Source organism: Mesorhizobium sp. M2A.F.Ca.ET.042.01.1.1 (assembly GCF_003997405.1).
Lineage (GTDB): Bacteria > Pseudomonadota > Alphaproteobacteria > Rhizobiales > Rhizobiaceae > Mesorhizobium.
The window spans coordinates 1-9,384 of sequence record NZ_RZRX01000249.1 but is presented as its reverse complement, the minus strand read 5'-3'; the positions used below and the strand labels follow the sequence as shown (position 1 = coordinate 9,384).

Sequence of the window (9,384 nt, the reverse complement as noted above, 5' to 3'; positions counted from 1 at the left end):
CCCTCCAAGAGTGAGAGGGCGGCGCTTCGCTTCGTGACGAGTTTGGGTTCGAGAGAGAGGCTCTCGGCGCTCGTCGCGGAGTAAGGAACATGGCAACTGCCGTTCAGAAGATCACCCTGTCGTCCTCGCGCGACATTCCCTTCAATAAGCTGGTGCTAAGCCAGGCCAACGTCCGGCGCGTGAAGGCCGGCGTCTCGATCGAGGAACTGGCCGAGTCGATCGCGCGTCGCGGCCTGATCCAGAGCCTTCATGTGCGCCCCGTTCTCGATGACGAAGGCCAGGAGACCGGCATGTTCGAGGTGCCCGCTGGTGGCCGCCGCTACCGCGCACTGGAAATGCTCGCCAAGCAGAAGCGCCTCAACAAGACCACGCCGGTCCCCTGCGTCGTCTCGGCCGCCGACACCGCCATCCTCATCGATGAGGTTTCGCTGGCCGAGAATATCGAGCGCGCGCCGCTCCATCCGCTCGACCAGTATCGCGCGTTCCAGGCCATGCGCGATAAGGGCATGACCGAGGAGGACATCGCCGCGGCGTTCTTCGTCGAGGTAAATATCGTCAAGCAGCGGCTGCGCCTGGCGTCGGTTTCGCCTGCGCTGCTCGACATTTATGCCGAAGACGGCATGGAGCTGAAGCATCTCATGGCATTCAGCGTGTCGAACGACCATGCCCGGCAGGAGCAGGTCTGGGAAGCGATCCGCAATAGCTGGCAGAAGGAGCCGTACCACATCCGCCGCATGCTGACCGAGACGACGGTGCGCGCTTCGGACAAGCGCGCTGTCTTCGTCGGCGTTGACGCCTACGAGGCCTCCGGCGGCATCGTCATGCGCGACCTCTTCGAGTCCGACGACGGTGGCTGGCTTCAGGACGTCGGGCTTCTGAACCGGCTCGTGTCCGAGAAGCTCACCACGATCGCCGACGAAATTGCGACCCACGGCTGGAAATGGGTCGAGGCCGCCGTCAGTATCCCCTACGGCGTCACCCATGGCCTTCGCGAGATCAAGGGCGTTCCGCTCGACATCACTGCGGAAGAACAGGCCACGCGCGACGCGCTGCAGGAGGAACTCGACCGCTTGACAGCCGAGTATGAGGACGCCGACGAACTGCCGGACGAAGTCGATGCTCGCTTGGGCGAGATCGAAGCGGCGATCGATGCGCTGGATAACCGTCCGGTCCGCTATGACCCGGAGGAAGTCGCCATCGCCGGCGTCTTCGTCAGCATCGACGCCGACGGCTCGCTCTCCGTCGATCGCGGCTACGTCCGGCCTGAAGACGAAAGGCCGGTCGAGGTTGCCGATGAAACGGTGCCCGAGGACGACATCGATCCGGAAACCGGCGAAATCCGGACGCCAGCCATCCACCACGCGGTCATTACGATCGGAGGCCAGCCCGTGCAGTCCGAGGAGGAAGACGAGCAAAACGGCCTGAAGCCGTTGCCCGAGCGTCTGGTCATCGAGCTGACCGCCCATCGCACACTCGCCCTGCGCGATGCGCTGGCGAACAATCCGCAGGTCGCCCTGACGATGCTGCTCCACAAGCTGGCCAGCGACACATTCCGGCATACGGCGCCGACCGGCTGCCTCGAAGCGAGTGTCCGGCACCTCTACCTCTCCGGCCAGTCACAGGAGATGAAGGCCAGTCAATCGGCTCGGTCGGAGAATGACCGCCATGAGCGCTGGGGCGACCATGTCCCCGCCGACGACCAGGCACTCTGGGATTGGCTGGAACAGCTCGACGACGGTACCCGTCTGGACCTGCTGGCGCATTGCGTGAGCTTCGGGATCAATGCCCTCTTCGAGCGGCCGAATCCGCACGCCGCCTCCGGCATCAGCCGCCACGGCCTCGACGTGCGCCTGGCTCAGGCCGATCGACTCGCCGTTGCCACCGGGCTCGATATGGTTGCCGCAGGCTGGAAGCCGACCGTTGGCAACTACCTCGGGCGAGTGACCAAGGGGCGCATTCTCGAAGCCGTGCGCGAAGGCGCCGGCGAGCGGGCCGCGCAGCTTATCGGCCACCTGAAGAAGGGCGACATGGCCAAGGAGGCCGAGCGCCTGTTGGCCGATACCGGCTGGCTACCGGAACCGCTGCGCGTGACTGACGCTTGCGATGAACCCGCCGATCAGGCGGGTGACGGCGACGCATTGCCGGCCTTCCTCTCCGGGGACATCGACGAGGAACAGCTGTCCGCCGCTGAAGAAGAAGACGAAGCCGCAATGATCGCGGCCGAGTGACCTTCCTACAATCGATAGGTCTACCAATTTCATCATGGCCCGGTGCTTCCTTGAAAGCATCGGGCCATTTTTCATGACGCCCCGGGCATCTGCCTAGATGCCTTAATAGGCGGGCGTCTCACGCGACCACTGACCAATGATCGCCAATCAGCCGAGTTCTAGTGAGGCCCATCTGCAATGGAAAGGTCGACCGGCCGTTCGCTGGCATTTGCTTGCCCTCTGGAAACAATTTTTCGATCCTCTAGCGGAACTGCGCCATGAAAGGGGTGAAGTATTCAGAAGACGTGTTCAGACATGTCTCGCCACTCAGTTGAGACAACATCAACCACACTGTTATCTATTCGCAGGATGCCGAGCACCAGCTGCAGGGAGGCTTTAGGTTGCTGCCGCTTCCAGGGGTTCCCGGAAAGCGGCACAGCGTTGACGCGTCGTTCGAACTTAGAGACTGCGGGAAAAGTTCTTGTTTTTGCCCTCTGCTACGAAACATCCAGCGACGTCAACATATCCTGACACAGTGGCCGAAAGCACATTTCTCACCGCACACAGTGTTCTTAACCGCGTTTCCTACGGCCTGCCCCGCATCACCAGCCGCTTTTCCAAGGTTTTCGAACGCCTTTCCTGACTCTCGAATTGCATTGTCCGGAAAGTCGGTAACCGACTTGAATGGTGTCTTGGTGAGTTTCTCGACTTCCTTTTTCGTTTCGTCCGCGACGTGTCCACCTTCCTTGAAAACTCTCTTAATAAAAACGACGACTTCGTTGTTGGAACCAATCTCAACCTGATTCTGGAGAAGGAGCAGCGCATAGGCGTCACTGGGTTCGCAGGGTACATTTGGCGCCGCCGCCAACAACGCGTTCTTCAGCCGAGCCACGTCCGTCTCTTGGTCGTTGGCCGGCTGGGCAGCAGCGGATACGACAGCAACTCCGGCGCGGACCAGCAACCCGTCCTGCTGCACCTCGACCTGGTCAATGCTCCAACGCACCACGACCTGTCTGACGCGGACATAGTCCCTTTTTGCTGCCGGATTGGCAGCATCATCGTCTTCTTTGTTTCCAAGGGAATACACAGTTGGCAAGCTGCTCAGCACGATCGACGGAGCTTGCTGACCGCCGCCGACATTGCGCTTCACTCTGACACCAAATGGCTTCAGCGCAATCCAGGCTTCTTTGATGATATCCTCGCGTGTGGCCGGATTCACATCGACTTGAATTGGCGCGCAGGCAAGCTGGGGCTGCAGCACTACTGCTGTGCCGGCATCCGTTTCTCTTCGCTCGACAGCCAGGGAAACCGGCATTGAGACGCTGGTCTCTCCTATCAGGTCGATATCCTTGCCAATCCCACCACCGACAAAGGCTGTCGACAAATGGATGTTGGTGGAAGCGGTCACTTTCGCGCTAGCGGAAATCGTGGTTTTCAGCCCCGTGCCTGCAACCCATTCGAACTGTGGCGGCTGTATTTGCACCGACCCCGTCAAGAAATCCGGAACTCGAGGGCGCACGGTCAAGCCGATATTACCGAGAAGATCATCCTTGAGAAGGAACGCGTCCCCTATGGTGCCAGTCGCATCGGAGCTACCGATACCGATCGCAAACCGGGTGGCGTTTTCGGGCTTCTTGATCTCCTCGGCGATTTCCATGATCTGGCGATTGGAAATGCGGACCTCGGCGAGGTCGTCCGACCGCTCAAAAGGTCCCAGCTTTGCGTTTACCGTTCGCCGTAGATCATCCACGGTCTTTCTCAGATCGGTTGCCGCTCCAGGCGACGCTGACGGTTCGGGGAGCTGCCGCCCCGTTTGACCGAGAAGCCAAATACCTCGTGAAGTTACCAAGGGAATGTCAGCCTGCAGGGCGCGCTCGAACGTCGGCCCGTTCATTTGCGTCCGTAAATTATATCCGCCGCCCTTGTCGAATTTGGAGTAGCTCTTGCTGTCTGCCTTTGCTTCGATCTTCAAGGGTTCCCGAATCGTCGGAGCGACAAGAGAGAGGGCCTCGCCGAACTTCACGAAGACCCCCGTCGCAATGAGCTCCGATGTGGCCTGGCCGGCGGAGAAAAGCGTGATCGGGTTCCAAGACAGAGCAGGGCTGACGCTGGTGGGCACCACCAGCAACTTCACGACCGGTCTGCCGGTATCAGGATCATTCCTCACAACGGGCATGAAGACCGCGTCGAGCTTCAGTGCGAAATTTGCTGCACCCCACCAGGGCTTCGCCCGATCAGGCTCGTAGCGGACAGATACCGCGACCTTCGGGCGCAATTCGGCTGCGCCAGTCGAAATCGACAGACTTTCAAGCTTGACGACGAATGCCCCGTCGTAGTGCCCTGCCTCGTCTCTGTTGCCTTGCCTTGACACGAACTCCAACCCGACGAGAGCATCGGCCAGCTTCTGCACCGACGCAGTCGGTAGGTAGGCTCTCGTTTCCCAGTCCTGCGGCGTCGGTCCCGCCTGAAGTATCCACGACGTCAAAGAAAGCGAGGATGCCTCGTTCTCCAGCGTCTGATGGATCGAAGTCGGTCGCAAATAAGAGAACCACAGTCCCGCAGCGACCGCGACAACGAACAGCGCGGCTCCGCCAATCCACTTCAGTAACGCGCTCATGGTCTCCCCCAAGTGCCCTATCGCCACAGCATAGACAACTATAACGGGAAGCTAGATCGGTCCTTTGAAATAATCAATTATAGACTTTTGGAGCGCAGAAATTTTCATGCGCTACTTACCCTCGAAACTTATTCCAACTCTTAATTGCTTGGGTAGAAACATAGAGGCTAACGATCGCGAGAATAACGTACAAATAGGTTTGATAGGGTGGGTATATCCAAGGCATATTTTTCGTTACATCGCCGATACAGAAGATGCTGGCCTCACCATTCCCCAGACTAAAATCGTATAGCATTCGGGCTCGGACGAAATCATTGCACGCCGCATTTGCCGGAATGAGGTTTTCAACGAATTGAATCGTGAAGAATGCGGACGCAATCGGCGGCAAAAGCAGCAACGCATAAGCGACACCCTGACTCGGCCGACGGCGGCTGGTTCCCGAAATCTCATCAAGGATGGTATATCGCGCGAGCTCTAAGCTGTTGACTTCATATTTCATCAATAGGGCGATCAGAACCGAGATGATCGGCCCAGCCACAATCAACAAACCCTGGCTGATCTGAACGGTGACACCCATTACGTTCGCGTTTCCGGAAACGGTGTCGCCGCCCATTCGGGTAAGCGCGGCGAGGAAAAGCAACAACAGACATTTGTTTGCTGCCGAGCGCAGGAAACTACTTTCGGATGCCAGATATGCGATCATGAGGTCTCCTTATTTGCTACAATCTAGGGATAAATCTGGATCATCGGTCCGCAGCACTTCTTGAATTTTCGACCGCTTGTACAGAAGCAGGGGGCGTTGGGACCGGTTGTTTTGGCCAGATCGACAAACACCAATCCCAAAGCATTCCGGATTTCCTGGCCCATCGCCGACAGATACGAGCGCTCGAGCGTAAACTGATTGCCGACGGAGTTCGCCTCAATGGCATGATGCAGCTTGTTGGTCGCAGCGATCCAGCCGCCAACCGACGGCAGTTCACCCAGGCTTCTCTTGATATTGATCAGGCGCTTCTGCGTAGCAAAATCATATGGCCGCATCGGATCAGGCAGGAACAGGACCTGCCGCTCGCCATTCACATGGGGTGTGATATCGGTGAGGATGCCATCATGCTCCCACACCGCATGGTGCTCAGCCTCGACAAAAACACGAGGCCACTCCCAGATCAGCCAGCCATAAAGCAGCGTTCCGCCATCGCGCTCCACCTTACTCGCCACGTTGTTAAAGCACTCCGATGGCAGAACGCCAGCATCCTCAGACACAGGCACATAGGCTGGCGTCTGGTCGGGACTGATGCGCTGGCAAAACGCCCGCACTTCGGCGCTGATCGTCCTCGGCGTCGTCGTGAAATTCTTCTTGAAAAGGTCAGTGCTAATCGCGGGCATACCAGCTATCCCCATCAGACGGTCGCGAATGTGCTGATCAGGGTTTGCGAACCACGACGACCGTGATCAGTCCCTCGTCAGAGGCCTTTTGCTTCGCGCGTTCAATGACCTCGTCCAATCTCATGTCAAACGGGCCTGCTCCACCCCAATCGTTCTCGTCACTGAGAAAGAAATAACCCTTGTCCGCAGATGGCATTCCGTCGCGGTGCACATGAACAACAACATGCCGTTCCGTCGGTTTGTCTGCTGGCGCCCAAATAACTGATACCATTCTTACATCTCCTCGAATCGCTGAGTTACTATAGTGCCCCTGCTGCAACTTCGCGATTTCTGAAAACTGTTCATGGCCAACAGATTGCCGGAATTACTGCGCGACGGAGCCATTCAGAGGGAGAGGTCCGCCGGGACGGGATGAGTCCGGGCGGTTCGAGAGAGAGCGCCGGCCGGGCTTATCCGTTCCCGCTCTCTCGAGGATCTCCCAATGACCATCCTGTTGCCCGTGGCCGCCTCGGCCGCGCCCGTCGCTCATGCCTCCGCCATCCTGTCAGCCGCTCACGGCCTGCTCTGCCATCTCGAACGCGGTGAGCGAATAGAGTCACCGCTGCTGCGCGCGGCGATGGAGGACGCATTCTGCGCCTCTGATGCCGCCGGCGCGTGGGATTGGAAGGCTGCCTACGAGGCTTGCGAGGTCGCCACCGTCCTCTTCTTGCGCAAATACGGAAAGACGCTTTTCCGTAAATCCGCGTCTCCGACAGCACGGCTTTCCACGCTGTCGAAAATCGCCGGGCTCCTTCCGACCCACACCCGTCGCTCGGAGGAGAGCCAGGCGCTCCAGCAGTTCTCGACCCCGGTCCCGCTCGGCCTTGCGGTTCTGACAGCCGCGGCAATCTCGCCGAACGACGTTGTGTTGGAACCCTCCGCTGGCACCGGCCTGCTCGCCATCCTGGCGTCCACCGCCGGCGGTTCGCTGATCCTCAACGAACTCGCCGAGGCGCGCGCCGATCTCCTTTCTTCCCTCTTTCCGGCCCTTGCCGTCACCCGCTTCGATGCGGCGCAGATCAACGACCATCTCGACCCTGCCGCCGTCCCCTCCGTCGTGCTGATGAATCCGCCGTTCTCGGCCATGGCCAATGTTTCGGGCCGCGTCGCCGACGCCGGCTTCCGCCATATCGCCTCGGCCTTCAACCGGCTTGCGCCAGGCGGCCGGCTCGTGGCGATCACGGGCGCGAATGTCGGGCCGGACATGCCGGATTGGCGTGACGCCTTCACGCGCCTACAGGAACGCGGCACCATCATCTTCAGCGCGGCGATCGCCGGCTCGGTCTATGCTAAGCACGGCACCACATTCCCGACGCGCCTGACCGTCATCGACAAGGTACCCGCCGCCGATCCGTCCGCGCCGCCCGCATCGATCGGGATGGCGCCCGACGTCGCGACACTGCTCGACTGGATCGCGCGGGGCGTACCGCCGCGTCTCCCGGTAACGCTGCCCACCGCGCCGACGATCCCCATGACCGCGGCCCCGAAAACGGTGCGCGGGTATCTCGCGCGCTCGGCCGCCGTTCGACCCGCGCCCGTGATCGACCCCGAAGGTGTCGAACTTCGCTACAGCACGATCGATTGGATGCCCGCCGATGGCGCGCACCTGACCGACGCGATCTACGAGGAGTACGGATTGCAGTCGATCCGCATTCCGGGCTCGCAGCCGCACCCGACCAAGCTCGTGCAATCCGCCGCCATGGCGAGCGTCGCGCCGCCGAAACCGAGTTATCGGCCCATGCTGCCAGCCGGTATCTTCGGCCTGCTGTCAGACGCCCAGCTTGAGACGGTGATCTACGCCGGAGAGGCGCATAGCGACTATCTCGCCGGGTCGTGGACGGTCGATGAGACCTTCGATCTCGTTAAGGCCGCGCCCGCCGATGCCGTCGGCAGGGTTCGCTTCCGTCGCGGCTTCATGCTCGGCGATGGCACCGGCGCCGGCAAAGGCCGCCAGTCGGCCGGCATCATCCTCGACAACTGGCACCAGGGACGCCGCAAAGCGGTCTGGATCTCGAAGTCCGACAAGCTGATCGAGGACGCGCAGCGCGACTGGGCCGCACTCGGCATGGAGCGCCTCCTGGTCACCCCGCTTTCGCGGTTTCCACAGGGCAAGCCCATCACGCTGTCGGAAGGCGTCCTATTTGCAACCTACGCCACGCTGCGCTCCGACGACCGCGGGAGCAAGGTTTCGCGCGTCCGGCAGATCGTCGAATGGTTGGGCTCCGACTTCGACGGAGTGATCATTTTCGACGAGAGCCATGCTATGGCCAACGCGGCAGGAGGAAAGGGAGAACGGGGCGATGTCTCCGCCTCGCAACAAGGTCGCGCCGGCCTTCGGCTTCAGCACGCCCTTCCGAACGCCCGCGTCGTTTATGTCTCCGCCACCGGAGCGACCACTGTCCACAATCTCGCTTATGCCCAGCGCCTGGGCCTCTGGGGCGGCGATGATTTCCCCTTCGCCACCCGCGCGGAATTCGTCGAGGCGATCGAGGACGGTGGCGTCGCGGCGATGGAGGTGCTGGCCCGCGATCTGCGATCACTGGGGCTTTACACCGCCCGCTCGCTCTCCTACGACGGCGTGGAATACGAGCTGGTCGAGCACGCGCTGACCGATGAACAGCGCCGCATCTACGATGCCTATGCCGGCGCCTTCGCCATCATCCACAATCACCTCGATGCGGCGATGGAGGCCGCCAACATCACCGGCTCGACCGGGACGTTGAACCGGCAGGCGAAGTCCGCCGCTCGCTCGGCGTTCGAATCCGCGAAGCAGCGCTTCTTCGGGCATCTGCTGACCTCGATGAAATCGCCGACCCTGATCCGCTCGATCGAGCACGATCTGGAGGCCGGGCACGCCGCCGTCGTGCAGATCGTCTCGACCGGCGAAGCCCTGATGGAACGGCGCCTGGCCGAGATCCCGACCAAGGAATGGGGTGACGTTCGCGTCGACATCACGCCGCGCGAATACGTGCTCGACTATCTCGCCCACTCCTTCCCGGTGCAGCTCTACGAGCCCTTCACCGACGGCGAAGGCAATCTGTCGTCGCGGCCAGTCTATCGCGATGGCCAGCCGGTCGAGAGCCGTGAGGCCGCCGCACGTCGCGACGAGTTGATCGAGCGCCTCGCATCGCGCCCGCC

General features: G+C 60.9%; 6 protein-coding genes. 2 read left to right on the top strand and 4 right to left on the bottom strand.

What is annotated here, in order from left to right; all coding sequences use genetic code 11:
• Positions 1-89: 89 nt before the first annotated feature.
• Entirely contained in the window at positions 90-2,228 is a 2,139-nt protein-coding gene (locus tag EOA23_RS27790; RefSeq protein ID WP_127306502.1) for a ParB/RepB/Spo0J family partition protein, read from the top strand.
• Positions 2,229-2,724: 496 nt separating this feature from the next.
• Here the strand turns inward: EOA23_RS27790 and EOA23_RS27785 are convergent, their stop codons facing one another.
• The 4 genes from EOA23_RS27785 to EOA23_RS27770 form a co-directional block, all read right to left on the bottom strand.
• Positions 2,725-4,824, bottom strand: a complete 2,100-nt coding sequence (locus tag EOA23_RS27785; protein ID WP_127306501.1) for a hypothetical protein — start codon at positions 4,822-4,824, stop codon at positions 2,725-2,727.
• Between the two features lie 115 nt (positions 4,825-4,939).
• Positions 4,940-5,527: a hypothetical protein gene (locus EOA23_RS27780; RefSeq protein ID WP_127306500.1), complete on the bottom strand. Its 588-nt coding sequence runs from the start codon at positions 5,525-5,527 to the stop codon at positions 4,940-4,942.
• Between the two features lie 23 nt (positions 5,528-5,550).
• Entirely contained in the window at positions 5,551-6,207 is a 657-nt protein-coding gene (locus EOA23_RS27775; RefSeq protein ID WP_189341731.1) for an SEC-C metal-binding domain-containing protein, read from the bottom strand.
• Between the two features lie 37 nt (positions 6,208-6,244).
• Complete coding sequence (locus EOA23_RS27770) at positions 6,245-6,478, bottom strand: hypothetical protein (RefSeq protein WP_127306498.1); 234 nt, start codon at positions 6,476-6,478, stop codon at positions 6,245-6,247.
• A gap of 210 nt (positions 6,479-6,688) precedes the next feature.
• Here EOA23_RS27770 and EOA23_RS27765 point away from each other — a divergent pair.
• The coding region (locus EOA23_RS27765) for a strawberry notch-like NTP hydrolase domain-containing protein (protein WP_189341730.1) at positions 6,689-9,384 on the top strand (2,696 nt) is incomplete at its 3' end.